We start from the raw sequence: 25,438 nt of genomic DNA on the forward strand, positions 1-25,438 counted from the left end.
CTGGGCTGCGTCGCGCCGCGCAGGCCCTCACGGTGGTGCCAGCTCGCGCAGCGTGGCCAGCCGAAGGGCGAGCTCCTCGGGCGCGAACTGGGCCGCCGGACCGACCGCGCCGAGCAGCGTCGCCGCCTCCTGGGGCCGCCCGTGGAGCAGCAGCCAGCGACACACGCCGAGGACTTGCGGCCGCAGCACCGGCGCCGCCGCAAGCACCCGCAGCGTGGCGCTCGCCGCCTCCTCCTCGCCCGCGCGCAGCTGCCAGCGGACCAGCGCAGCGAGGGCCTCGGCGACCCCGCGATCCGCCGCCTCGGCGAGCCGTGCGGCGCCGTCAGCCCCACCACCCAGCGCGAGTAGCAGGTCGCCCGCCTCGGCCATCGCGCTCGCAGGGGCCAACGCCTGCGACCACGCCCCCGGCCCGAGCTCACTGCCCTCCGTCGCCGGCAGTCGGCTGAGCTCGGCTAGCTGTAGCTGTCGCGTCAGCACGGCGAAGTCCTCGTCGGCGAAGGGCAGCGCCAGCATGGCCTCCTCGTGCCGACCCAGCGCCCGGCGATGCCGCGCTCGCTCCACGTGCAGCCGCTCCCAGCGCGCCGCCTCGTCCGGCCGCAACCGCCATCCCGGGGTCGGGCTGAAGCGCCGCAAGTCCGTGAATAGGGGCTCCAACGCGCTGCTCCCGGTGAACCAAAACAGCGGCCCGCTGTCGAGCGGCGAACCTGCCCGGAGGCGCCCGGCGAGACTAAAGCTGTCCGAAAGGACACGTCGACCCTCACGCGACCAACCGATGCGGCGCTCGGCGAGCCATGCCGGGTCGCGGCTCGTGGCGTCGATCACCTCGACATCCGGCCGCAGCCCCTCGTCGCGCTGCGCCGCCGCGAAGGCCAGCACGAGCCAGGGATCGTGCGCGAGCAGGACGTCGCCAGGCGCCACGAGCCCGCGCTGGTGCAGCGCCAACAGCGACGCCTCAGGTCGCCGCGACGCCGGCCCGGCTGCAAACACGACCCTCGTCGCCGTCACAGCGAGCAGCACCAGCGTCGTCGCCCAGGCTGCCCACCGCCCACCCGCGCTGCCGGCGAGCCAGATCCACCCGCAGGCGGCGACGCTGACCAGCACCAGCAGCGCCGGGGCCGGCGCCAGCAAGCCCGAGCGATCGGCCAGCACCAGCCCGAGCCCGGCGACCCCGAGCAAGAGCCCGCCTGCGCGCCAGCGCAGCGGCAACACCAGCAGCACCAGCAGCGCCAGCGCCGGGTACAGCGACGTGGCCCCGACCACCCGCCGCAGCTCCGCCAGCTCCGGCGCGAGCCGCAGCTGCATCCACCACGCGGCACGCCAAGAGCTGTCTGTTGGGTCATGTCGCAAGATACCTGTCCCAAAAGCCAGTAACGGTGCGAGCCCGAGGCCCAGCGCCGCCGCGGCGCGCCGCCAGACCGCCGTCCGCGTCGTCCAGATACCCCAGGTGCAGTAGACGAGCAGTCCAGCGAGCAGCCCGACCCCCGCCCGCGGCCACAGCAGGGCGCCGATCAGCGCCGCCATACTCCCCGCGATCAGCCGCCTCGCGGAGCCACTCCCGTGCACCCGCGCACCTATGACCAGTCCGAGCGCCAGGGTTGCGAACAGCGCGAAGCCGAGGATCGCCGGGACCTCGCTCGTCGCTGCCTCGCACAACCAAGCCAGCAGCCCCGCCGCAGTCACCGGCACGGCCGCGAACGCGGCCGGTCGCCGACCTGTCCCGCGGTACAGGTGAAACGCGAGCCAGCCAGCGGCAGCGGCCACGGCGAGCGCGAGTAGCAGCGCCGCGAACCCGGCCCGGGCCCCGCGCTCGCCCACCGGCAGCCACAGCGTCGCCGCGTCCCACAGCCCCCGAGCAACCCCGGCGTCGGCAGCAGCAGCGGCGGCTCTGCGCTCGTCGTCCACGCCCCCGGAAGCGGCGAGGCGGCCGACAGCGTCGCGGCGACCACCAGCCCGCCCGCGATCGGCCACGCCGCTCCATCCGAGTGCGGCTTGTCACGGCCTCCAGCGTGCCCAACTGAGCCGACCGAGCCAGCCGAGCCAACCGAGCCAACCGAGCCAACCGAGCCAACAGAGACGTCGACCATCGCCGACGAGCAGCCTAACAGGCCCCCCGAGCGTGTGGCGTGCGCCGGGGCTTGTGCGGCCTGCGGGCGTCTGTTACGAAGCCAGCCCGGTCTTGCCATGGAAACTCAGCTCGAGAAGATCAATGCCGTCGAGTGTCGCGTGCGCGTGCAGATCCCCTGGGAGGAGATCTCACCGCGCTTCGACAAGAAGCTCCGCGAGCTGCAGGGGCAGGCGCGACTGCCCGGCTTTCGTCCCGGCAAGGTCCCGCCGCAGATGGTCGAGCGCCTGTTCGGCAAGAACGTCCGCGATGAGCTCGCCCGCGACATCGTCCAGGAGACCTTCCAGTCCGCGGTGACCCAGCACAACCGCGTGCCGCTCACCCAGCCCGTCCTCGAGGAGGGCACGCTGACCAAGGGCCAGGCCTTCGTGTACCTCGCACGCTTCGAGGTGCCGCCGGAGATCCAGCCGAAGGACTACACCGGCGTGCCCGTCCGTCGCCGCCCCGCTGTGGTCGACGCGACCAAGGTCGACGCCCTGATCAAGGCCAAGCAGGACGAGGCCACCGAGCTGCGCCCGCTCGCCGAGGGCAGCGAGCGTCCGACCCACGCCGGCGACACCTGGACCCTCGACATCGAGGGCACGCTCGGCGACGTCAACGTCTCGCGCAAGGACGTTCGCCTCGAGATCGGCGACGCCACCGAGTACCTCCCCGGCCTCAGCAAGGCCCTCGAAGGCACGCCGCTCTCGGCCGTCGGCAGCACCCGAACGATCACCTTCCTGCCCACGCAAGAGCGCATCCGAGCCGACCTCCGCGGCAAAGAAGCCACCCTCACGATCGGTTTCCGCGACGTCCGCGAGAAGCACGTCCCCAACCTCGACGATGACTTCGCCCGCGAGACCGGCGAGGCCGACAGCTTCGAGGCGCTGCGCGCCAAGTACAGCGACCAGGTGCGTGAGGAGGATCAGAACGAGGCCGAACGCGACGCCCGCAAGCGCCTCGTCGAGACGCTGCTCGAGCGCAATGGGTTTGAGGTCGCCCCCTCGCTGGTCGCCCGCGAGGTCGCGGCCCAGGTCGACCTGTTCAAGCGCCAGCTCCAGCAGCAGAACATCAAGCTCAACCAGACTGGGATGAGCGAGCAGCAGGTCGCGCAGCAGATGCGGCCGCAGGCGCTGTTCAACGTCAAGGCCTTCCTCCTGCTCGACGCGATCGGCAAGGTCGAGAACCTGGTCGTCGACGAGGCCGAGGTCGACAAGGAGCTGCAGAACCTCGCCGAGGAGCGCAGCCAGAACGTCGACCGCCTGAGGGCGACGATGGAGAAGAACAACCAGCTGCTGCTCCTCCGCGCGCAGATCCGTGAGGAGAAGATCCTCGACTTCCTCATGAGCAAGGCCGAGGTCACCGAGGCGCCCGACCCGACGCCCGAGCCTGAGACGCCTGAGACGGCTGAGACGGTCACGCCGGACGCAGCGACCTGAGCCTGCCGACGCAGCGCCACGATCGCGGCGCGGGGTGCCGCCGTGCGGCGCACGCGTCGTACCTTCGCCAGAAGCTGGCGTGGTGCGCCACACAAATTTTTGCTGTGTTCGTCGGGCCCAGCGCCGCGCGTAGCGGTCGCGCCGTTGTGACCTCGCGTCACATCAGGGACCGTTCGGCAGATCGTGACGCCGACGTGCTATCACCACCGGGTGGCAGTCGCGAGCGGACGCGCGTCCGCAGCCCTCGCGAGTAGCCCTCGCGCCCGGCTAGCCACCCCTTGCATCGTCGGGCACGCCCAGTCACCATAGCCAACGGACGAACACCTGTGAGCCTCACCGCCAACATCCCCTTCGTCATCGAGCAGACGCACCGCGGCGAGCGCTCGTGGGACATCTACAGCCGGCTCCTGAAGGACCGCATCATCTTCCTCGGCACCCCGGTCAACGACCAGGTCGCCAACGTGATCATCGCCCAGCTGCTCTTCCTCGAGTCGGAGGACCCGGAGAAGGACATCACGATGTACATCAACTCGCCCGGCGGCGTGGTCACTGCGGGCCTCGGCATCTACGACACGATGCAGTACGTGCGCCCGCAGGTGGCCACCTACTGCCTCGGCCAGGCGGCGTCGATGGGCTCCCTGCTGCTCGCTGGCGGCGCCCCGGGCAAGCGCTTCGCCCTCCCCAACGCGCGCATCATGATCCACCAGCCCTCGGGCGGCGCCCAGGGCCAGGCCACGGACATCGAGATCCAGGCGCAGGAGATCCAGCGGCTCAAGAAGATCCTCAACACGATCCTCGCGCAGCACTGCAACAAGACGGTCGACGACATCCTCAAGGACACCGAGCGCGACAACTTCATGGACGCGCATATGGCCAAGTCCTACGGCCTCATCGACGAAGTCCTGGTCCGTCAGAAAGACGGCGCCCCACGCACGGTGACCTCATGAGCTCCAAGCGCGACAACCAAGGCAATTTGAGCTGCTCCTTTTGCGGCAAGAGCCAGAAGGAGGTCAAGAAGCTCATCGCTGGGCCTTCTGTTTACATCTGCGACGAGTGCATCTCGCTGTGTAACGACATCCTCGCCGAGGAGGTCCAGAAGGAGGAGCGCGCCGACGTCGGCGCCAAGGTCCCCAAGCCGAAGGACATCCGCAAGATCCTCGACGACTACATCGTCGGCCAGGACCTCGCCAAGAAGACCATCTCGGTCGCGGTCTACAACCACTACAAGCGCATCAACGCCAAGAAGCTCCCCGACGAGCCCGAGCTGCAGAAGAGCAACATCCTCCTGCTCGGCCCGACCGGCTCCGGCAAGACGCTGATGGCGCAGACCCTCGCGCGCATCCTCGACGTGCCCTTCGCCATCGCGGACGCCACCAGCCTCACCGAGGCCGGCTACGTTGGCGAGGACGTCGAGAACATCATCGTCAATCTGTTGCAGAACGCCGACCACGACGTCGAGCGCGCACAGCGGGGCATCATCTACATCGACGAGATCGACAAGATCGCCCGCAAGGGTGAAAATCCGTCGATCACCCGGGACGTCTCCGGCGAGGGCGTTCAGCAGGCGCTGCTCAAGATCCTCGAGGGCACGGTCGCCAGCGTCCCGCCCAAGGGCGGCCGCAAGCACCCGCAGCAGGACTTCCTGCAGATCGACACGACCAACATCCTGTTCATCTGCGGCGGCGCCTTCGCGGGCCTGGAAGACATCATCGACCACCGCATGTCCGCCAAGACCCTCGGCTTCGGCGTGCAGCACTCGGCCAAGAAGGAGCTCCGCCAGTGGGAGCTGCTCAAGAACGTGCAGAGCGAGGACCTGATGAAGTTCGGGCTCATCCCCGAGTTCATCGGTCGCCTGCCGATCGTCGCGCCGCTGCACGACCTCGACGAGGCCGCGTTGGTCGCCATCCTCACCCAGCCGAAGAACGCGCTGGTCAAGCAGTACGAGCGCCTCCTCGGCATCGACGGCGTCGGCCTCAAGTTCACGCCGGACGCCCTCAAGGCCGTCGCCACCAAGGCCCGCGCCCAGAAGGCCGGCGCCCGCGGCCTCCGCACCATCCTCGAGAAGGCGATGCTCGACGTGATGTACGAGATCCCCAGCTCGAACAACATCCGCGAGGTCGTGATCAACGAGGACACGATCGCCAACGGCAAGCAGCCCGTCGTGATCTACGAGAACGAGGAAGCCGCCAAAGAGGCGAGCTGAGCGCTGTCGCTGCCTGAGTGGCGGCGCGAGTGACGAAGCAAGAGGGTCGGCTCGCACCGGCCCTCTTTTCGTTGGTGGTTCACTTGCTCAGCGTGTCGACGGCGAGCTTGCCGTTGCTGCTGAACTTGCCCTCGTTCGCGCGGGCCTCCTTGAGGCCGCTGGTACGGAGCACCCACATCTGCTTGGTGGCGATCACGTCGTCCGTCTCGCGCGCACGGATCTCGATGATGTTGTTGCCGGGCGTCAGCGCGACGTCGGCGGCGAACTCGAGGCGGCCCGTCTTGGGGTCCGCGGCGGCCTGGTAGAACACCTTCTCCTGGCTCCCGAACAGGTTGCGGGCCGGGTTGTAGACGCTGATGTACACGTCGCGCACGGCCTCGTCGTCGGTCGCCACGCCGCTGATGTGCACGCGGTCGCTGTCGGTCTGGGTCACCGCGCCGACCAGCGAGATCTTCGGCGGCGAGACGGCCAGCACCTCGGAGAGCTTCGCCTTGCCGGCGCCGCCAGGCTTGACGTCGCTCGCCTTGGCGAACGCGAAGCGCTTGCTGTCGAGCTCGACGCGGTACCAGCCGTCGGCCACGCCAAGCACCTTGAGCGCGCTGCCAGCCTCGGCGCGGGCGACCTTCTGCTGCTGCTCCGCCAGCGGGCTGGCGTAGAGGTCGATGGAGCCGCCAGCGAGCACATTGCCGGAGCCGGCCGCGAAGGTGACGGTGCTCGCGGCCAGCGGGAAGCTCAGCTTCTCGGCCAGGCTGGCGCCGATCTTCGCGTCGGCCACGGCGAGCTGCAGCTTGATCAGGCCGTCCTCCGTCGGCTTCTTCACCTCGAGGTCGAACTCCACCACCCGAGAGTCGCCCGGCGCGACGGTCTTGAGGTTCTCGCGGCCGCTGTGCAGGAACACGGCGTCGCCGACGAGGTTGCGCAGCGTCACCCAGGTGTCCATCGCCTGGCCCTCGCCCGTGTTCTTGAAGCTCACGCGCATGCGCACGCGCTCACCCACCTGCAGCGCGCCGTCGGCGTTGCCGCGGATGTTGGCGCCGAGCTTGGGGTCGTCGAGCAGCTGGTAGCCGTAGGCGAACTGCGGCCGCGGCAGGCCCTCGCTGCTGATGTCGATCGTCGTCTGCGAGCCCGCCATTGCCGTGGCTCCGTGCTGTTCAAATAGCTGCCACTCGATGCGGTCGGTGCGCGAGAGCTCGTGCTCCGAGACCGAGAGCTTCAGGGTCGCGCTGCGGGTCTGGCCGGGGTCGAGGCGTCCGAACAGCAGCTCGCGCTCGTCGAAGTAGCTGTAGTCGGAGTCGGAGTAGGCGCGGACCTGAAACGCGGGCGCTGAGCCCTCGTTGGTGACGGTGACGGTGACGGTGCCCGACTCGCCGGCGCCGATCGTGTTGCCGGGCTTGTCGATGCGGAGCGCCATGCGCAGGCTCGGCGCGCCGGCGCCAGCGACTGGCGCGGGCCCGGGGTTCCAGTCGATGCCCTTCTTCTGCAAGCTGGCGATGATGCGGGCCTGTTCGAGCGCGGTCTGCTGGGCGACGAAGTCATTGATCTTGCCGAGGATGCCCTCGCGCTCGGGGGTCGGGGCCCAGACGACGAGGTCGCGGGCCATGCGGATCTCCGGGTCCTCCAGCAGCGCCTCGGGGGTCGGCCTGCCGGTCTTGTCGGTCTTGGTCTTGTCCTTCTCTTTCTTGACCTTCTTGTCCTTGGCGTCGCCCTCGTCCTCCTCGTAGGTGTTGCCGAGAAAGTAGAGCGGGCCGGCGGCGATCTGGTGCGAGGGGTCGGCCTTGGTCGAGGTCAGGTGCGAGGCCAGCGACTCCTCGCGGACGAGGTCGAAGCGCTTGCGGCCGTGATAGGCGGTGTAGTCCTTGGTGATGAGGACGGGGATCGTCTCGAGGTCGGGGCTGACGCCGACGGACTGGATCGAGACGTCGCCGGGGGTCAGGTACTGGGCGATCGTCAGCTTGAGCGCGAGCTCCTTGTCGCCGACCTTGCGGTCGTGCAGCACCTGCACCGAGCCCTTGCCGAAGGTGCGCCGGCCGATGAGCACCGCGCGGCCGAGGTTGCGCAGGGCGCCGGCGACGATCTCGGTGGCGCTGGCCGAGCCCTGGTCGATCAGCACGACGACGGGCAGGTTGGGGAAGTCGTAGCGGTCGTCGGCCGCGAGCTCCTCGCGCGGCGAGGAGCTGCCGACGGTGGAGACGATCGTGCCGGTCTTGAGGAAGGCGTCGGCGACCTCGACGGCGGCGGTGAGCAGGCCGCCCGGGTTGTCGCGCATGTCGAGCACCACGCCGCGCACGCCGGCCTTCTCGAACTCGGCGAGCTTCGCCCGCAGCTCCTTGCCGGTGGTCTGGGCGAAGTTGCGGTTGATCTGGATGAGGCCGACCTTGACCGGGTTGCCCTTGGCGTCGGTGCCCGGCAAGACGTCGCCCTGCACGCTGTCGAGGGTGATCACGTCGCGGGTGATCGGGAATTTCTTGACCTTGTCGCTGCCGTCGCGTCGCACGTAGAGCGTGACCACCGTGCCCGGGTCGCCGCGCATGCGGTCGACCGCCTCGGTCATGCCCATCGTGACGGTCGACTCTTCATCGATCTGAACGATGCGGTCCATGGCCTCGATGCCGGCCTTGGCGGCCGGGTTGCCGTCGATCACGCGAATGACGGTGATCTGCGTGTCGCGCATGCCGACCTCGATGCCAAGGCCGCCGAAGCTGCCCTTGGTGTTGGTCTTCATGGTCTCGAAGTCGTCGGGTCGCAGCAGGTTTGTGTGCGGGTCGAGGGTGCCGAGCACGCCCTCGACGATCGCGTACTCGGCGTTGCGTTGCTCGTCCTCGCTGAGCACGGTGTGCCGGTTGACGAAGCGGAACACCTCGCGCACGTGCGTGCCCACGGCCCACAGCGCCTCGACATCACCGATCTGGAACTCTTGCTCGGTGGTGCCGACGCGCACCCGCACGCGCGCGGCCGGCTGACCTGCGGGGCCGACCGGCTCGACCAGTACCTGCGGGATCGCCTTCTCCAGGCCCTCGAGGGCGGCGATCGCCATCTTGTGCGGGTCGATGCGCTCGGGCTCGACGTAGTACTTGGCGACGTACCACAGGGTCCAGTCGAGGATGCGCAGGTCGGTGGCGTCATAGCCCTGCGCGGCTCGTCCGGCGGCCCGCGGCTCGCCCTTCTGCGCCTGTGCCGTGGTGTCCTGCAAGGTCGTGAGGCCCAGCGCCAACGCGAGTGAACCGAACACGATGGCGGGCGTGGAGGCCTTGGCGAAGCGGGGGCGAGACGGCGTTTGTCCGGTCACAGAGGCCAGTCTAACGGCCAGGGACGGACACGGCCACGGGCCCCGTCGTGATTGTCGGGGTGTGTCGGCGTGAAACCGCGGCAAGCAGCGAGGGGTCTCGAATGACCGTCTCGCGGGCGTTGCGCCTGTTGTCGCGGCGAGTGTGCCCTGGCTCGCGGGCGAGCCCGGGTCGTGACGCGGCGGACTCCGGTACCCAAGCGACCCGCTCGCGGCGTAGACTCCGCCAGCATGTCGGAACGCAAGCGCAGCGCGGCGGGGCCCGCCGGTGCGGACAAGCGGGGGAAGCCGGTCGTCGACTTGGTGGCGGTCGAGGAGGCCGGGCCGGTCGTCGCGGAGGTCGTCGAGGTGGAGCCGGTGGAGTCGGCGGAGGATGCCGAGCCGGCGGAGGATGCCGAGGACGACGAGGCTGATCAGGCGCTGGCGGACATCGATCCGGCGACCGACGAGGAGCTCGATGCCATCGCGCGAGACATCGGCCGTCCGGCGCCAGCGACGAGCACGGCGCTGGCCCGGCGCGACCCGATGGGCCAGTACATGGCCGAGGTGCGGCGCTACCCGCTGCTCACCCGCGAGGAGGAGCACGAGCTGGCGGTGCGGTGGATCGACCACGGCGACAAGGAGGCGGGGCGCCGACTGGTGACCTCGAACCTGCGCCTCGTGGTGAAGATCGCCCACGAGTACAAGCGGACCTACCAGAACCTCCTCGATCTGGTGCAGGAGGGCAACGTCGGGCTGATCCAGGCGGTCAAGAAGTTCGACCCGTATCGCGGGGTCAAGCTCTCGACCTACTCGGGCTGGTGGATCCGCGCGTACATCCTGAAGTTCATCCTCAACAACTGGCGCCTGGTGAAGATCGGCACCACCCAGAACCAGCGCAAGCTGTTCTTCAACCTCCGCAAGCAGCGCGAGAAGCTGCTGCAGGCCGGCGTCGACCCCACGGCGGAGCGCATCGCCAAGGAGCTCGATGTCAGCGAGTCCGAGGTCATCGAGATGGACCGCCGCCTGTCGTCGCCGGACATGTCGCTCAACGCTCCGCTCAACGAGGACGACGGCGACGGCGGTCGCACGCGCCTCGACATCATCGAGGACTCGACCGACGACCCGGCGATGAAGGTCGAGTCGGCGGAGTTCAAGGACATCTTGCAGGAGAAGCTGCGCCGCTTCGGCGCGACGCTGGCCGGCCGCGAGCTCGAGATCTTCCGCGACCGCATCGTCGCCGACGACCCCGTGACCTTGCAGGAGCTCGGCGATCGCTGGAAGGTCAGCCGCGAGCGGGCCCGGCAGCTGGAGAAGCGCATGGTGCTGCGTCTGCGCGAGTTCCTGCAGAGCGAGCTCGGCGACGCCGTGCAGATCGCTCTGGGCCAGGAGTGAGGCAGTGACGGTGGAGGCGGGCAAGGGCACGCTGGTGCTCGTCGGCACGCCGCTCGGCAACCGCGGCGACCTCAGCCCGCGCGCGCGCGAGGCGATCGTCGGCGCCGACCTGCTGCTCTGCGAGGACACGCGCAGCCCGGTGCGTCTGCTCGGCGAGGGCGTCCAGCTGCCGCCGCGCGTGAGCTGCTTCGTCGTCAACGAGGGCGAGCGCCTCGGTTTGTTGCTCGAGCACCTGGCCCGCGGCGAGAGGGTGGCCTACGTGTCGGAGGCGGGCCTGCCGGTGTGGAGCGACCCGGGCCTGCGCCTCGTGCAAGCGGCGGTCGCGGCGGGATACGAGGTCGACGTGATCCCCGGACCGACGGCGGCGGCGGTGGCCCTGTGCCTGAGCGGGCTGCCGGCCGAGGACGTACGCTTCCTCGGTTTCTTGCCGCGTTCGGGGCCAGAGCGGGCGACGCGGCTGCAGCAGATGGCGCGCGAGCGGGCGACGGTGCTGCTGTACGAGGCGGGCAACCGTACGCCGGCGTTGCTGCGCGACCTGGCGGCGGCGCTGCCCGACGCGCCGACGCGGCGCGTGGCGATCGGCCGCGAGCTGACCAAGCAGCACCAGGAGGTGCTGCGCGGCACGTTGACCGAGCTCGCGGCGTCGGTGCAGGAGGCGCTGCGCGGCGAGGTGACGCTGGCCATCGAGGGCACGAGCGCGGCGGAGCTGGAGGCTGGAGATCCCGCGCAGACGGCCGCCCGCGCGGTGTGGGAGCTGATCTGGGACGCGAGCCTCAAGCCGCGCGAGAAGGCCAAGCAGATCGCCGCGCGCACTGGTCTCGAGGCGCGCGCGGTCTACGAGCGTCTGGCCCACCGCGACGACCCTGAGTGACCGCGTGCGGGCAAGGAGCACGAACGCCGCCCCTCGCGTGAGCGAGGCGCGGCGGCGTGGACTGACCGGCTCACCGACTCATCAGAACGTGAGCAGGAAGCGGAAGTAGCCCATCACGTTGAGCACGTCGCCGACGGCGTAGCGACGGCCGACGTTGTCGATCACGTCGCGGCGGACCGGGTTGACCTCTTTGGTGTTGGGGTCGACCAGGTTGGGGTCGCCCTGCAGGGAGGCCTTGCCGCGGCTGGCGTTGGAGATCCAGTGGCGGGTGTCGGTGCTGCCGTTCACGCCGAACATCAGCACGGCGTACTTGTTGAGCTGGAAGTTGAGCCCGAAGTTGATGCCGAAGGTGGCGAAGTCCTGGATGTTGGTGATGCCGTTGGACTTCACGCAGCCGCCGGAGGCGCCCGAGCCCTGGATGTAGTTCGGGTCGCTGACCTGGTTTGGGTTGTTCGGGTCGTTGGCGTAGGCGACGGCGCCCTTGGCATCCGCGTTGCTGCAAGCGGCGGTGCCGGGGCTGTTGCTGCCGATCAGCGCGGGGCTGTCGGAGAACAGCTCCCAGCCCTCGCTGTAGCCGCGGCCGTTGTACTTGAGCATCGCCAGGCCGCGGATCTGGACCGAGACCTTCTGGCCCTTGGCCTTGCGCTCGAAGGGCACGATCTCGGTGCCGAAGGTGACGCCGAGCTGCGACTGCGGGTTGACCCGATCCTGGGCGCCGCCCCAGTCCTTGAACTCGGTGTTGCCGGCGCGGATCGCCTGATACCACCAGGCGGTGAAGAACGGGTCGAGGAAGCGATAGCGGCGCGACAGCGAGGTCCACACGCCGATCTCGTGGGTGCCGCGACCGACCGTGTGGTTGCCCTTCGGGTCCGAGGTCGCGGTGTCACGCGAGAAGGTCATCGGCTTGCCGACTGCGAAGCGACCCTCGAGGCCGATCACCCACTTGGGCATGTGCGACAGGCGGTCCTGGTTGAGGATCGCGTACTTGAGGCCGACGTACAGCTGATCGAGGCCGCGGCGGGTGGCACCCTTGAAGATCGTCTGGGTGTCCGCACCATTGAACGCGTTGTACGGATTGCTCGGGTTGGTGGCGTCGAAGCCACCACGCGGGATGATGCCGTCGCGGATGCTGGTGCTGTTGTTGGCGTTGACGCAGGTGGCCGGGTTCGTGATCGAGGCGCCCTCGCCGTAGACACACGGGTCCGCTTCCTGGTCGAAGCTGTAAGTACGCTGGTCGGCGACGACGATCGGGATGTTCACGTAGACCGCGAGGTCCTTGTAGAGCCCGATCTCCATCGAGGGCGTCACGACGTGGCGAAACTGCTGGTACAGCAGGTCGCGCACGACGGTGCTGCTCGGGTTGTTCGCGTCGCTCCACTCGCGCAGGATCGCGGCCTTCTTGAAGTTGAAGTCGTAGCCAACCCCGAAGTGCAGGTCGAACTTGTTGTCGCCGTCGAACGAGCTCGCCACGCGAGTGACTTCCGCCGCCTGCGTCGTCGCGCTGAATCCGAAGAACAGGCCCATCAGGGGCAGGAGGCCGCACAGTTTCCGCATAGGGAGCACCTCAGGGAGTCGCAGGACGATACCCGCGCGGGCTTGCCAGCGTCAACATTCCTGGGTCCGCGACTCCCCCACAGACCCGCGCCGAGGTAGGCGAATTCGCGTGGCAGCGGGCCTGGACGGGGGGTCTGGGCGGTGATTTGGGGGCGATCTACGCCGAAACTTGCGAGGAGATCGCGGCCGGCGGTGGCGGGTCACAGCCGAATTTGTGGCTGGCCCAGGCGGCGGGCTTCAGGTGGCGCCGCGGCTCGGTCGCTGGCGGGGCCTGCAACTTGCTGTGCAAGCTGCCAGGCGGCGGGCTGCAGGTGGCGCCGCGGCTCGGGTCGCTGGCGGGGGCCTGCACCACGCTGTGCAAGCTGCCAGGCGGCGGGCTTCAGGTGGCGCCGCGGTTCGGGTCGCTGGCGGGGGCCTTGGTGGGGTCGTCGACGACGCTCTCGCGGAGGCCGAGCTCCTTCATCTTGGATTGCAGGCTGCGGCGGCTGATGCCGAGGGCGCGGGCCGACCGCGTGACGTTGCCGTCGGTCTTGGCCAGCGCTTCGCGGATCAGAGCCTCCTCGACCAGTCGCGAGCCGGCGCGCACGGCCTCCTTGAGGTCCTGGCCGAGGCTCGAAAGCGGCAGGCGGATGTGCCTGGGGTCGTCGGCGTCGTTGCTGAGGGCGCCGAGGCCAGGGCCAGCGTTGAGGCTGAGGCGGAGGCTCGACTCGGCGGGTGATGCGGCGGCGTGGTTGTCACCGGTGTAGGCGTCGGGCAGGTCGTCCTCGTCGACCCACGCGTCGGAGGCGAACAGGACCATGCGCTCGATGAGGTTCTCGAGCTCACGGATGTTGCCCGGCCAGGCGTAGTGCTCGAGGGCGGCGAGGGCCGCGGGGGTGAGGCCCTGGACGGCCTTGCCGAGGCGTTCGTTGCAGCGGCCGACGAAGTGGGCGACCAGCAGCGGGAGGTCCTCGATGCGCTCGCGGAGGGCGGGCAGGTGGATCGGGACGACGTTGAGGCGGTAGTAGAGGTCCTCGCGGAAGCTGCCGTCCTTGATCAGCTCCTCGAGGCCGCGGTTGGTCGCGGCGATGAGGCGTACGTGTACGCGCAAGGTCTTGACGCCGCCGACGCGCTCGAATTCCGACTCCTGGATGGCCCGCAGCAGCTTGACCTGGATCTCTTTGGGGATCTCGCTGACCTCGTCGAGGAACAGGGTGCCGCCGTCGGCCAGCTCGAAGCGGCCGGGGCGGCTCGACACGGCGCCGGTGAAGGCCCCGCGCTCGTGGCCGAAGAGCTCGCTTTCGACCAGGCCGGACGGGATCGCGGCGCAGTTGACCTTGATGAAGGGATGGCTGCGGCGCGGCGAGCCGAGGTGGAGGGCGCGGGCGACGAGCTCCTTGCCGGTGCCGCTCTCGGCGGTGATGAGGACGGTGGAGGGGCTGGCGGCGACCTTGTGGACGGTCTCGCGGATCAGCTGCATCTGCGGCGAGCGGCCGACCATGCCGGCGTGGGTGCACGGGTCTTCGAGCTCTTCCGCGGGCTGGGCGGTGATCGCCGAGGGGCCCGAGCGTTCGCGGGTGGCGATCGCCTTCTGGACGATCTGGTGGATCTGGTCGCGGTCGAAGGGCTTCTCCAGGTAGTCGAAGGCGCCGAGCTTCACGGCCTCGACCGCCGAGTCGACGCTGCCGTGGGCGGTCAGCAGGATCACCGGCAGGTTGGGCTCGTGCAGGGTCAGCGCGCGCAGCAGGCCGATGCCGTCGAGGTTTGGCATGCGCAGGTCGGAGATCACGACGTCGAAGGTGCGCGGCGGGGCCGAGCGCACGCGGGCCAGCGCGGCGGCGCCGTCGGTCTCGGCGTGGACCTCGTAGCCCTGCTGCCGCAGCAGCGCCCCGAGGACCTTGCGCAGGTTGGGTTCGTCGTCGACCAGGAGGATGCGGTGCTGTGTCTGGGTCACGGTGGTCTTGGGGCTGGCTGAAAGGACAGGTCAGGCCGGAGCGGCGGCGCGGGGCAGCGGCTCGAGCGGGAGGAGGACGGTGAACTGGGCGCCGCCACCCTCGGGGGAGCTGGCCTCGATGAGGCCGCGGTGATTCTCCACGATTCGCTGCGAGATGGGCAGGCCCAGGCCGGTGCCGCCGCTCTTGGTGGTGTGGAAGGGGACGAACAGGTTGGCGAGCGCCTGGGGGGTGAAGCCGGGGCCGTTGTCGCGGATGCTGAGGGCGACGGCGTCCCCGCTGGCCAGGCCGTGGCGGCGCAGCGCGAGGGTGATCCACACGCGGCCGGGGGTGGTTTGGCCGAGGAGCGCGTCGAAGGCGTTGCGCAGGAGGTTGAGGAGGACCTGGCGCAGCGCCTCCGCGTCGCCGCGCACGCGCGGGAGGTTCGGCGGGGCGGTGACGGTGACGCGCTGGCGGTGTTCCTCGGGCAGCAGGCGGAGGGTGGCGGCCACGACCTCGCCGAGCGGGACGGCGGACATCTCACCGGAGAACGGGCGGGAGTAGCTGAGGAACTGGGTGACGACGCGGTTGAGGCGGTCGACCTCCTCGACGATGACGCCGAGGAATTCGCGGGTGGTGGGGTCGGCGTCCTGCATGCCGGGCTCGACCACCTGGACGGCGCCCTTGATGGCGCCGAGGGGGTTGCGGATCTCGTGGGCGAGGCCGGCGGCCATCTGCCCGAGCGCGGCGAGGCGGTCTCGCTCCTTGCGCTGCTCGTAGACCTTCGAGTTCTCGATCATCACGGCGGCCTGGGCGACGACGCCGGCGAACAGCTCGACCTCTTCGCGCGAGAAGGGCTCGAGCAGGCGCTCGTCCTCGACGAAGAGCACGCCGAGGAGGTCGAACACGGCGCGGCCGTCCTCGGTGGTGTTGCGGCCGAGGACCGGGAGGGCCAGGCTCGCGCCGATCTCGGCGAGGGTCTGCAGGGACTCGTCGAGCTCGGCCTGCAGCTCGCTGCGGGCGCGCTCACGCTGGCGCTGCAGCACGTCGCGCAGCTGCGGGCCCTGGCGCAGGCGCTCGAGCAGGGGGCGGCGGGTGGCGAGGTCGAGGCGCTCGAGCACGGGGGCGCCGAGGTGGCCGCGGAGGGTGAGGGCGAGGCCCTGGCGGTCGACGAGGAAGAACGCGGCCCGGGTGACGCGGTTGGACTCGCGCAGGGAGCCGAGCACGGCCTTGACCATCTCGTCGGGGTCGATGACGTTGGCGAGGCGCTGACGCAGCTGCACGAGGATCGCGCGCAGGGCCGAGCGCTCGCGGAAGACCCAGCCTTCGAGGCGGCGCTCGAGCTCGGTGCGCAGCGGGTCGACCAGCATGAGCACCGCGAACGAGGCGAGCAGGGTGTTGAAGAGGAGGAGCATGGGCTCGTCGGCGAAGCGCCAGGGGACCCACAGCAGGAGGGCGGCGTAGACGGCGGTGACGGTGATGACGAGGAGCGTCATGACCGTGATGCGGCCGAGGATCTCCGGGAGGTCGAGCAGACGCTCGCGCACGAGGGTCTGGGCCATGAAGTAGAGGTAGACGGCCGTGAAGGTGGCGCCGACGACGGGGATGCCGGGTTGGCCGAGGGCGAGGGCGAGGAGGCTGGCGTAGAACAGGTAGCGCAGGCGCGGGGCGGCGGCGGTGCCCTCTGCGGCCCGCGCGGCTCGCCACATGCGCATGGCGGCGTAGAGGAGGCCGCCGATCACATAGGCCGGGAGCAGCACCGCGACGATCACCCACCAGGGGTCGCTGGGGAGGGTCGGGAAGATCAGCGCGAGGGTCTGGGCGACCAGGAGCAGCGCGAGCATCGGCGCCTGCACGACGTTGCGGGGCGGGGCGCCGGAGGCGGGGATGAAGCCGGAGAAGCAGCGGTCGGCGGTGTAGGGGAGGAAGAGCGAGACGGTCTGGGCGATCCAGATCGAGAGCGGCAGGGCGGGGAAGCCGGAGAAGAAGCGGGCGAGGTGGAACAGGCCGAGGTTCAGGCAGAAGGCGGCGAACAGGCGAAATTGGTCGCGCGAGCGGTCGCGCAGGAACACGCTGATGCCGATGGCGATCGCCACGGCGGCGGCCAGCAGCGAGCTCAGGCTGGCGTAGAGGTTCGATCCGGACACCGGCGGGGATGGTAGCCCCGGACGCGCAGGCGCGGGAGATCTCGGGATCGCGGGGGTTGGTCGAGGTCAGCGCGTAAAGCGGCGCTGCGCGGGCTTTCATGGCCGAGGTGGGGGCGAACAGGCGGGATTGTCGAGGTCTGGACGGGGGGGAGGGCGCCTGGCATGCTGCCCGCCATGGCCGCCACGCCCATCGACAACGACGCCCGCGCGCAGCAGCTCGCAAGAGCGATCGCCTCTGACATCCAGCTCTACAACAAGCAGAAGATCGAGGAGGCGCTGATCAACGACAACTTCTTCGAGGCGCTGTCCGAGGAGATCACCGAGGGTCGTGACCTGTTCCGGGGTCGTGTGACGCCGGAGCTGTTTCGTCGCAACTACTACGACCGGGCCATCGTCGACCGCGTCGTCAAGCCGATGGCGAGCCTGAAGACGCCGATCTGGTGAGCTTCGTACGCGTCGCGCTCGGACCTGAGGCGCTCGGTCAGCGCCTCGATGCAGCGCTGGTCGCGGCGCTGGTGCGCGGTGGCCAGCGCTATTCGCGTTCACAGCTGGCGCGGGCCTTCGCAGCCGGGCAGGTGCGCGTCGCGGGGGCGCCTGTGGGCAAGCCTGGGCGGCTCGTGGACGCGGCGCTCGTGGTGGAGCTGGAGATCGAGGAGCCGCAGGCGTTGCAAGCGGTGGCCGAGGATCTGCCGCTGGTGGTGGTGCACGAGGACGCGGACTTGCTGGTGATCGACAAGCCTGCGGGGATGGTGGTGCACGCGGGGCCGGGGCACGAGCGCGGGACGCTGGTGAACGCCGTGCTGCATTATCTCGGGATCTCCGCGGAGGAGCTGCCGGTGTTGCCGGGCAATGATGCGACGCGGCCGGGCATCGTCCACCGGCTCGACCGCGACACCAGCGGGCTCATCGTCGTGGCTCGCAACGCGCGCGCGCAGGAGGGGCTGGCGGCCCAGTTTCGCGTGCACGACCTGCGGCGGCGTTACCTCGGGGTGGTGTGGGGCGTGCCGGCCTTCACGAAGAAGAGCCTGAAGACGCGGCACGGGCGTGACCCTGGCGACCGGCGGCGGTTTTCGCCGCACGTCGACGAGGGGCGCGAGGCGATCACACACTTGCAGGTGCTGAGAGCGCTGCACGACGCGGCGCTGCTCGAGTTCCAGCTGGAGACCGGCCGCACGCACCAGATCCGCATGCACTGTCGTCTGCTCGGGCACCCGATCGTGGCCGACGCGATGTACGGTGGGATGGGCGGGCCGCCAGCGCGGCGGCAGGTCGCTGCGGAGCTGGGGCGTCACGCGCTGCACGCAGCGGAGCTCGGCTTTCGCCACCCGATCTCCGGGCGCGCGCTCGACTTCTCGTCGCCGCTGCCGCCTGACCTTTCACACCTGGTCGAACGGCTAGGTTCTTCGGGACAGGCGGCGTGATCGAGCGGGCGACGGGGCTGCCCGCGGGGCTGGTGCACGGCTTCACCGATCGTCTCGGCGGGGTGAGCGAGGGGCGTTTTGCGACGCTGAACCTGGGGCGGCGCTGGGGCGACGATCCGTTGGCGGTGGCGGAGAACTATCGGCGCGTCGCGGCGGCGGGGGGCTTTCGTGCGGAGACCCTGCGGCTGGTGCGACAGGTGCACGGGGCGGCGGTGTTGCGGGCGCGGGAGCTGGTGGTGGACAGCGAGGCGGATGCGTTGTGGGTGCACCGCGATGATGGGCCAATGGTCGCGGGGGTGCTGACGGCGGACTGTGTGCCGGTCTTGATCGCGGATACAGCGGGCACGGTGGCGGCCGCGGTGCACAGCGGGTGGAAGGGGACGGTGGCTGATATTGCGGGCGCGACGGTGCGGGTGCTCGCGGAGCAGGTGCCGGTGGGCACGCTGGTGGCGGTGATCGGTCCGTGCATCGAGGTGGGGGCCTTCGAGGTGGGCGAGGAGGTGGCGGTGCAGTTCGAGCGACGGTTTGTTCGGCGCGAGGGGCTGGTGCGGCCGCACGTCGATCTGGTCGCCACCGTGAGGGCGCAGCTGGTGGCGGCTGGGGTCGTGGCTGGGGCGATCTCCCGGGTTGGGGGTTGCACCTTCAGCGACCCGGGGCGCTACTTCTCGTACCGTCGCGATAACGCGGGCATCGGCCAGATGCTGGCGTTTGCTGGCTTCGCGTAGGGCTTTTGGGCTGAAACGACGAGAGCCGGCCCGCTGCGGGTCGGCTCATGGGTATGACGATCGAGGCGCACAAGCGCGCTCTCATCTGCTGGCGCGGGAGATCACTCCTTCTTCGCAGCGGCCTCGCTACCCATCTTGCCGTAGTTGTCGGCCATCGTGTCGCGCTTGGCGCCGAAGATGCCGATGACGGAGAACTGAAGGATCCACACGAACACCGCTGCGAAGGAGGCGATGAGCAGGATCTGGAAGATCGCGGGGACGGTCGAGACCGGGGGTTTGGCGGCCTGGACTTCCCACTTGTTGTCGGCGATTTCGGAGATGGACATGGTCGTGGCGCTCCTTCGGAGGGCGAGCTTCAACGAAGCTATCACGGAGGCGGTTTTTCCGACAAGCCCGAGATTTCCGGTTCGGGGTTGCGATTACTTGTACTTGTTTGGGTCGGCCTTGTTCTGGTCGTCCTGCGAGATCCGCGCGGCGCGGCTGGCGAGTTCGAGCCCGTAGGCCTGGAGGAGCTCGCCGGTGTGCATCTGCAGGTCGACGGTGGCCCGGAGGTAGTCGATCTGGGCGCTGAGGGCGTTGAAGTTGGCGATGGCGAGTTCATCCTGGCGAAACAGGACGTCGTAGCTGGTCGAGCGGCCGACGCGGCTGCGGGCCTCCTCGGCGCGGAGGTTGGACTCGGCGAGGCGGACGGACTCGGCGGAGATCGTCATGCGGGCGCCGGCGGTGCGCTGGGCGTTGACGGCCCGGATGACGGACATGGCGATGTTTTGGCGGTTGCGGCGGAGCTGGGCCTCGGCGCGGCGCATCTCGAGGACGATGCGCTCGTGGGTGGCCCTGGGGCCCGGTTCTGGATGTCCCAGTTGAGGTTTAGTTCGAGGCGGACGGTGTAGTCGGCGAGCAGGCCCTTATTTTCGTCGCGCTGGTCGGCGGTGTTGACGAAGTTCTTGAAGGCCTGCCCCCAGTTGCCGCTGATGCCTGGCTTGCCGTTGGTGGGGTCGGCGCGGGCATCGATGGCGCGGCCCTGGGGGCTGAAGGTGAGGCGGCTGTCGAGTTGGGGGAGGCGCTTGTTGGCGGCGACGAGCTCGTCGATGCGCTGGCTGGCGACGCTGATCTCGAGCTGGCGGAGCTGGGGGTGGCTCTCGAGGGCTTGCTTGACCTTGGCGTTGACGTCGACGGGGGCGAGGGAGAGGGCCTGGGGGTCGGTCTGCGGGATGATGCCGAGGACCTTGCGGTCGATGAAGTCCTGGCCCATCAGGGTGCGCAGGGTGAGGCTGCGGTCGAGTAGGACGTTCTCGGCGAGGACGACGTCGTTCTCGCGGGCGACGAGCGACTGGTAGATGGTGTCGAGGTCGAGCTGGGACTTGCGGCCGGCGTTGACCTCGGCCTGGGTGCGGCGGTGTTGTTCGGCGGTGGTGGAGGCGCTGCGACGTTTGTTGTCGAGGTCGCGGCTGGCGAACAGCAGGTCCCAGTAGGCGAGGATGAGGTCGTGGACGATCTGCTGGGCGCTGAGCATCTCGCCGGCCTCGGCGCGGGTGGTGGCCAGCTTGGCGCGGTCGATGTCGGCGCGGTTGACCCGCAGGCCGGCGTTGCGCAGCAGCGGGTGGGTGAGCGTCAGCGTGGGCGCGACCGAGTAGGTGGCGAGGTCGGTGGTGCCGGCGGCGGCATTGAGGATGTTGAAGGGCTGCTTGGTGATGCCGCGCGAGGCGCCGATGGTGAGGTTGACGGTGCCGCCGGTCTCGAGTTTGCGTTCGAAGCCGACGGAGCCGCCGATGGTCTTCTGGCCGAGGTTGAAGGCGATCTGCGAGCCGCGCTGCGGGGTGACGGCCTTGCTGGCGTACACCGAGCTGGTCATGAACACGTCGTAGGCGCCGAGCGCCACCATGATGTTCTTCTCGGAGATGGCGACGTCGAAGGCGGCGGAGCGGAGGTCGAGGTTGTTGTCGAGGGCGGTCTTCAGGACCTGGCTGAGCTCGAGCGACTCGGTGGCGAAGGAGAGCGGGTAGAGTTCGCCTGGGGTGCGGGTGTCGGCTGGTGTGGGAGTCAGCGGGGTGCCGGGCGGCAGCGGCGACGTGGGTGATGGTTCGCCGGGGCGACGCAGGGGTGTGCGGCCGGGCGGGGCGCTGACGTCACCGGGGGTGGTGGTGCGCGGGGGGGTCATGCCCGGGGAGGCGGTGGTTGAGGGCGACTGGACGTCGGGGCTTGGTCGTGGCGTGACGACCGGCGGATCGATGCGCGTCTGGACGTCCCTCACTGTCCCCGTCTCGGGGTTCAGGGTCGGGTTTTGGCTCACCGTGAGGCCGGCGAGCAACATGGCGAGTTGGAGCGACACGGACGGGCCTCAGGCTGATAGCGTCAGCGCTTGCCGGGGTCAAGCGGGGCGAGGCGGGTCGGCGATGTGCGGACACCGGCGTGGTGGCCTGAAACTCGCGGTCTGGACCCGTGGCCTGAGACCTTTGGTGCTGTCCAGCGCTCAGGGCGCGGGGGGTAGCGGGACCTCGACGGAGATCCACCACCAGTCGGTGCCGTTGCGGCCGTCGCGGAGGACGTAGAACAGGGTCGCGCGGCCGTCGGGGGGCGTCTCGTCTTCGTCTTGCTGGCCGATCGACATGGTCCACTCGTTGCGGCTCATGACGTCGTCGCTGCTGTTCGACAGGAGGTCGCCCCAGGTGCGAAACCACGAGCCGTTGAAGGTCTCGGACTGGGTCTCGTTGCCGTCGGCGCCGCCGTTGATGGGGACCAGGAAGTCCTGGAGATCGCCAGCGGGGGCGCTGGTGGAGATGACCAGGGTGTCGCCGAGCTCCGCCTTGATGACGGCGCCCTTGGGTTGCGGTCCGAGCTCGGTGCCCTTGCCTTCGTGGACGAGGGTGACCGAGAAGTCGACGATCCGCGGGTTGCGATCGCTGTCGGGGATGTCGGCGGGGTCGGGTGGCTTGCCGAGCTCGGGTGGGAGCATCACGCCGAACATCTCGGCGAGCGCGAGCAAGCGCTCGATCGGGCCGATCGGGACGCGTGAGACGACGAGCAGGCAGTCGTCGGGGAGGTCGACCTCGTCGGCGAGCAGGGCCCGGGCGCACTCGGCTGTGGGGGTGGCGTCGGCGTCGCGGCTGGCCTGGCTGATCATCGTGATCTCGATGTCGCCGCCGATGAGTAATGTCTGGGCGAAGGGGACGATGAAGTCCTGGAAGCCGTCGGGTTTGCCGTCGTCCGGGAGGATGCACGGGCTCGGCGACTCGGGGAGGGTCATCGCCATCGGGTTGAGGTCGTCCATGATGGACGGGATCGGACAGACGGGGATGTCGGCGAGGGTGGTCGGGAGGTGTCCCTTGAGACAGGCGAAGAGTCCCTGGCCGGGGCCGAGGTTGCAGGCGATCCATATCGGGTCGAAGTCGGGGTCCCCCATGGGGCCAGTGAGGTCGAGCGGGCCGGTGGGGGTGGCGATCCAGGGGGTGAGGCGCACGCCCTCGAAGGGGAGGGCCTGGCAGCGCTTGCCGAGGTCGGGCTCGGGATCGGGGAACAGCGGGGCGACGACCTCGTTGCGGACGGCGAGGACGCGGGTGGTGATGATGCGCTCCTCGATCGGGAGGCTGCCGCCGCAGGCCGCGAGCAGACCTGTCCCGAGGGCCAGGTTAGCGAGGGCGCGTTGGATGGGGCGGAGCGGCACGGGGGGAGGATATCGCGATCGCGCGGGGCTCACCACTCGAGACGCAGGCCGATCGAGGGGACGATCGGCAGCGAGGCGACGGGGCTTTGGCCCTGGAAGTTGTAGGCGTTCTGCAGGCGCTCGGTGTTGACGTGGTTGTAGATGTTGAGCACGTCGAGGAAGGCGTTGAGGGCGACACGGCGGAAGATCCAGCGCTTGTCGACGCGGAGGTCGAGCTGGTGGAAGGGCGGCAGGCGGGCGCTGTTGCGGGGGCCTTGCACGGCGATGTAGCTGCCGTCGCCGGCGTCGAAGACTGCGCCGATGACGGGGGTGTAGGGGTTGCCGGAGATCAGTCGGAAGCGCGCGCCGATCTGCCAGTTGCGCGGGAGCTTGTAGCTGGCGATCGCGGTGAGGATGTGGGTCTGGTCGAAGTTGAACAGGTAGGCGGGTTCGCCGGCGGCGTCGCGTCGCACGCTGCGCATGAGCGTGTAGCTGAGCCACGCGAACAGGTTGCGGGTGAGGGCCTTGCGCAGCAGCAGCTCGCCGCCGACGACGTAGCCGCGGCCGGTGGTGGCGGCGGTCTCGGGGCGGACGCTGCCGTCGACGATCTGGAGCGTCGATGAGGGGCGGGCGAGGTCCCACAGCGACTTGTAGAAGCCGGTGACTTCGAGGGTGATGTCGCGTGGGAGGGCCTGGGCGACGCCGAGGCTGGTGTGGAGGGCGTGCTCGAGGCCGACGCGGGGGTTGCCGAACACGGCATCGAACTCGCGAGGTTGCGGGGTCTGGGCGTAGAGGCCGACGCCGGCCTTGAGGGTGGTGTTGTCGGCGACGTCGAAGGTGGCGCGCAGGCGAGGCTCGAGCGAGGGGCGGGTGAAGGGGAGGCCGTAGTAGGTGAGGCGGGCGCCGGGGAACAGGGTGAGGCGTTCGCCGAGGCGGAGCGGGGTGGTGATGTAGAGGGCGGGGCGGAGGAGGGTGCTGCTGTTCTCGGAGGACTGCTTGCCCGGGAGGGAGCCTGCTCCGGCGGCGCCGGGGTTTCGGGCGGCGGCGGTGAGGGAGAGGTCGAATGCGGTGGCGACGAACTCGGTGCCGACGCGGAGGCCGAAGTTGCGTGAAAGCTGGCGTGACAGCTCGGCGCGGCCGGAGAAGGTGTCGGTGACGACGTGGAAGCGGAAGGCGTCGGTGATGAGGAAGGAGACGTTGTCGCGGCGGTAGGACGGGGTGACGAGGAACTCCCAGGGGCCGAGCTGTTTGCGGTAGACGAGGTCGGCGCGGTGGAAGAACTGGATGGTCTCGATGCCGTTGTTGTTGCTGGTGTCGGTGTCGTTCTTGCCGGCGAAGAGGAGCTTGCTGCGGTCGTCGGAGCCGAACACGCGGGCCGAGAACTCGCCGCCGGAGATCGGGTAGTCGAACAGGAGCTGGTAGTCGTAGTAGCGGGGGGCGACGGTGAAGTCGAGGCCGGCGTCCTTGGGGACCACGGCGGGGAGGATCGCGTCGATGTAGCTGCGCCGACCAGCGACGATGAGCGAGCCCTTGCCGATCGGTCCCTCGGCGAGGATGCCGGTGTCGAACACGTCGCTCTTGACGTAGCCGTGGAAGCCATCGCGTCGACCCTTGCGCGGGGCGACGTTGATGACGCCGCCGATCGCGTCGCCGAAGCGGCTGTCGAAGTTGCCGGGGATGAAGTCGATCTGGGTCAGGATGTCGGCGTTGAAGACGCTGGTGAGGCCGCCGAAGTGGAACAGCTGGGGGATCTCGTGGTAGCCGAGGAAGGTCGCGGAGTCGCTGGGCGCGGCGCCGCGGATCACCAGCAGGCCGGCGCCGAAGGGGGCGCGGGCGACCCCGGGGAAGTTCTGCAGCGACTTGAGCGCGTCGCCCTGGGTGCCGGGGAGCTTGCTGATCTCCTCGGGGGTGATCGTTCGCCGGTCGACCTCGCCGCTGTCGTCGCGGCGGGCCTTCACGACGGTCTTGTACGGGTTGAAGACGAGGGGCGTGGGGTAGTAGGCGAGCGTGAGTTGTTCGTCGGCGGCGAGGCGCTCGACGTACTCGAGGCGCTCGTAGCCCTGGACGAGCACGACGATGCGCAGCTTGCCGGAGGGGACGGCGCGGAGGGTGAAGTTGCCGGCGGCGTCGGTGACGGCGCGCATGGTCCACGCGGGTGTGGGGTCGTCGCCGTAGCGGCGCTTGCGGACGCGGCCGACGGGCTCGGAGGGGTCGGCGGGGACGACGAGGACGGAGGCGTTGGCGACCGGTGTGCGCTGGCCGGCGGACAGGACGCGGCCGCGCAGGCGCACCGGGGCGTCGGCGGGTGGGCTGTCCGAAGCGACAGGTGTGATGTCGGCGGGTGGGCTGTCTGAAGGGACAGGTGTGGAGAGCTGGATCTGGCTGTCCGAAGGGACAGATGCTTCGGGGGCGCGGATGTCGAGGGCGAGGGCGAGGACGACCTCGACGGGGCGGCCGCGGAGGAGGCCGGGCTGGTAGCGCAGCTGGGCCAGGGCGGCGAGGGCGGCGGCGTCGAGCTCGGGGTGGAGGCCGCGGGTGACCTCGATCTCGCGCGGGGCTCCGTCGACGCCGACGACGAACTTGAGCTCGATGCGGCCGGCGGGCGGCTTGGGGAGGGCGAGGAGGGCCGGGGGGTAGGTGATCGCCAGGCTGTCCCTCAGGACAGGTGCCTCGTAGCCGACGGGCGCCTGGGCGGCGGCGCGGCTCGGGGCGACGACGAGGGCGAGGGCGAGCAGCGCTGTGGGTGTCCGGAGGGACATGAACGCAGGGG

The 25,438-nt window shown here is 69.7% G+C and carries 19 protein-coding genes; 8 read left to right on the forward strand and 11 right to left on the reverse strand.

What is annotated here, in order from left to right; all coding sequences use genetic code 11:
* Positions 1-27: 27 nt before the first annotated feature.
* Positions 28-1,902: a hypothetical protein gene (locus IPJ59_RS06525; RefSeq protein WP_293270242.1), complete on the reverse strand. Its 1,875-nt coding sequence runs from the start codon at positions 1,900-1,902 to the stop codon at positions 28-30.
* Between the two features lie 279 nt (positions 1,903-2,181).
* Here IPJ59_RS06525 and tig point away from each other — a divergent pair, with 279 nt between their 5' ends.
* The 3 genes from tig to clpX all read left to right on the forward strand — a co-directional run bounded on the left by tig (position 2,182) and on the right by clpX (position 5,743).
* Complete coding sequence (gene tig / locus IPJ59_RS06530; RefSeq protein WP_293270244.1) at positions 2,182-3,540, forward strand: trigger factor; 1,359 nt, start codon at positions 2,182-2,184, stop codon at positions 3,538-3,540.
* Positions 3,541-3,866: 326 nt separating this feature from the next.
* A complete protein-coding gene (gene clpP / locus IPJ59_RS06535) occupies positions 3,867-4,487 on the forward strand; it encodes an ATP-dependent Clp endopeptidase proteolytic subunit ClpP (RefSeq protein ID WP_293248755.1) in 621 nt (206 codons plus the stop codon).
* Complete coding sequence (clpX, locus tag IPJ59_RS06540; protein ID WP_293248752.1) at positions 4,484-5,743, forward strand: ATP-dependent Clp protease ATP-binding subunit ClpX; 1,260 nt, start codon at positions 4,484-4,486, stop codon at positions 5,741-5,743. The genes clpP and clpX overlap by 4 nt, the downstream gene beginning before the upstream one ends.
* Before the next feature lie 79 nt (positions 5,744-5,822).
* Here the strand turns inward: clpX and IPJ59_RS06545 are convergent, their stop codons facing one another.
* Positions 5,823-9,029: an MXAN_5808 family serine peptidase gene (locus tag IPJ59_RS06545; protein WP_293270246.1), complete on the reverse strand. Its 3,207-nt coding sequence runs from the start codon at positions 9,027-9,029 to the stop codon at positions 5,823-5,825.
* A gap of 228 nt (positions 9,030-9,257) precedes the next feature.
* On the opposite strand from IPJ59_RS06545, the gene IPJ59_RS06550 reads away from it, so the two are divergent.
* Positions 9,258-10,400: an RNA polymerase factor sigma-32 gene (locus IPJ59_RS06550; protein ID WP_293248746.1), complete on the forward strand. Its 1,143-nt coding sequence runs from the start codon at positions 9,258-9,260 to the stop codon at positions 10,398-10,400.
* Between the two features lie 4 nt (positions 10,401-10,404).
* Positions 10,405-11,271 (forward strand): 16S rRNA (cytidine(1402)-2'-O)-methyltransferase, encoded by an 867-nt coding sequence (rsmI, locus tag IPJ59_RS06555; protein WP_293248744.1) that lies wholly within the window; start codon positions 10,405-10,407, stop codon positions 11,269-11,271.
* An 81-nt stretch (positions 11,272-11,352) separates the two neighbouring features.
* On the opposite strand, the gene IPJ59_RS06560 is transcribed toward rsmI, so the two are convergent.
* From IPJ59_RS06560 to IPJ59_RS06575, 4 genes are all read right to left on the reverse strand, one after another.
* Positions 11,353-12,825: a hypothetical protein gene (locus IPJ59_RS06560; protein WP_293270247.1), complete on the reverse strand. Its 1,473-nt coding sequence runs from the start codon at positions 12,823-12,825 to the stop codon at positions 11,353-11,355.
* 157 nt (positions 12,826-12,982) lie between these two features.
* Entirely contained in the window at positions 12,983-13,177 is a 195-nt protein-coding gene (locus tag IPJ59_RS06565; protein WP_293248739.1) for a hypothetical protein, read from the reverse strand.
* 27 nt (positions 13,178-13,204) lie between these two features.
* Positions 13,205-14,758 carry a sigma-54-dependent transcriptional regulator gene (locus IPJ59_RS06570; protein WP_293270249.1) on the reverse strand — a complete coding sequence of 518 codons (1,554 nt, stop codon included), beginning with the start codon at positions 14,756-14,758 and terminating at the stop codon, positions 13,205-13,207.
* Between the two features lie 30 nt (positions 14,759-14,788).
* Positions 14,789-16,882, reverse strand: coding sequence for a sensor histidine kinase (locus IPJ59_RS06575; RefSeq protein WP_293248732.1), 2,094 nt, complete (start codon positions 16,880-16,882; stop codon positions 14,789-14,791).
* Positions 16,883-17,056: 174 nt separating this feature from the next.
* On the opposite strand from IPJ59_RS06575, the gene IPJ59_RS06580 reads away from it, so the two are divergent.
* Genes IPJ59_RS06580 through IPJ59_RS06590 form a run of 3 tightly spaced genes read left to right on the forward strand, consistent with a single transcriptional unit; the run spans position 17,057 to position 19,028 of the window.
* Positions 17,057-17,326, forward strand: coding sequence for a hypothetical protein (locus IPJ59_RS06580; RefSeq protein WP_293248729.1), 270 nt, complete (start codon positions 17,057-17,059; stop codon positions 17,324-17,326).
* A complete protein-coding gene (locus IPJ59_RS06585; protein WP_293270251.1) occupies positions 17,323-18,303 on the forward strand; it encodes an RluA family pseudouridine synthase in 981 nt (326 codons plus the stop codon). The genes IPJ59_RS06580 and IPJ59_RS06585 overlap by 4 nt, the downstream gene beginning before the upstream one ends.
* On the forward strand, positions 18,300-19,028 hold the full coding sequence (locus tag IPJ59_RS06590; RefSeq protein WP_293270252.1) for a purine nucleoside phosphorylase YfiH/LACC1 family protein: 729 nt from the start codon (positions 18,300-18,302) through the stop codon (positions 19,026-19,028). Before IPJ59_RS06585 ends, IPJ59_RS06590 begins: the two co-directional genes overlap by 4 nt.
* A gap of 101 nt (positions 19,029-19,129) precedes the next feature.
* Here IPJ59_RS06590 and IPJ59_RS06595 read toward each other — a convergent pair whose 3' ends face one another.
* The 5 genes from IPJ59_RS06595 to IPJ59_RS06615 all read right to left on the reverse strand — a co-directional run bounded on the left by IPJ59_RS06595 (position 19,130) and on the right by IPJ59_RS06615 (position 25,427).
* Entirely contained in the window at positions 19,130-19,354 is a 225-nt protein-coding gene (locus IPJ59_RS06595) for a hypothetical protein (protein ID WP_293270254.1), read from the reverse strand.
* Positions 19,355-19,447: 93 nt separating this feature from the next.
* On the reverse strand, positions 19,448-19,786 hold the full coding sequence (locus tag IPJ59_RS06600) for a TolC family protein (RefSeq protein WP_293270256.1): 339 nt from the start codon (positions 19,784-19,786) through the stop codon (positions 19,448-19,450).
* Complete coding sequence (locus IPJ59_RS06605; RefSeq protein ID WP_293270257.1) at positions 19,735-21,357, reverse strand: TolC family protein; 1,623 nt, start codon at positions 21,355-21,357, stop codon at positions 19,735-19,737. The genes IPJ59_RS06600 and IPJ59_RS06605 overlap by 52 nt, the downstream gene beginning before the upstream one ends.
* A gap of 141 nt (positions 21,358-21,498) precedes the next feature.
* Positions 21,499-22,689, reverse strand: coding sequence for a hypothetical protein (locus tag IPJ59_RS06610; protein WP_293270259.1), 1,191 nt, complete (start codon positions 22,687-22,689; stop codon positions 21,499-21,501).
* Between the two features lie 29 nt (positions 22,690-22,718).
* Complete coding sequence (locus IPJ59_RS06615; protein WP_293270261.1) at positions 22,719-25,427, reverse strand: TonB-dependent receptor; 2,709 nt, start codon at positions 25,425-25,427, stop codon at positions 22,719-22,721.
* Between the last annotated feature and the right edge of the window lie 11 nt (positions 25,428-25,438).

It is taken from the genome of Nannocystis sp., from assembly GCF_016714285.1.
Taxonomy (GTDB): domain Bacteria; phylum Myxococcota_A; class Polyangia; order Nannocystales; family Nannocystaceae; genus Nannocystis.